Annotated in this window: 1 protein-coding gene; it reads left to right on the top strand. The window is 77.1% G+C overall.

Going from position 1 to position 397, the window contains the following annotated elements:
* Positions 1–26: 26 nt before the first annotated feature.
* Positions 27–397, top strand: a 371-nt coding sequence (locus tag OWC43_RS23360) for a hypothetical protein (RefSeq protein WP_393958675.1), incomplete at its 3' end; no start/stop codon positions are given.

Below are 397 nucleotides of genomic sequence, written 5' to 3'. Positions count from 1 at the left end.
CGTCGCTGCGCGAGGTCGGCCCGGGCGTGCCGGGGGAGCTGTATCTCGGCGGGTCGGGTCTGGCGCGGGGCTATGTCGGTGCGCCCGGTGCGACGGCGGCGCGGTTCGTGCCGGATCCGTTCGGGGCGCCGGGGGGGCGGCTGTACCGCACGGGCGACCGGGTGGTGCGGCGGGCGGACGGGAGTCTGTCGTATCTCGGGCGTCTGGACGGTCAGGTGAAGGTGCGGGGGTTCCGCATCGAGCCGGGGGAGGTGGAGGCGCATCTTCTGGCGCATCCGCGCTGCCGCGAGGCGGCGGTGGGGGCGGTCATGCGGGGGGCGGAGGCGCATCTCGTGGCCTACGTCGCCGGGCGGGGTCCGGCGGGGGATGCCGCCCAGGGCGAAGCAGACCTGGCCGC

The organism is Methylorubrum sp. POS3, from assembly GCF_043352485.1.
GTDB lineage: Bacteria > Pseudomonadota > Alphaproteobacteria > Rhizobiales > Beijerinckiaceae > Methylobacterium > Methylobacterium suomiense.
The sequence above is the reverse complement of the archived record's forward strand: the minus strand, read 5'-3'. Positions and strand labels throughout refer to the sequence as shown.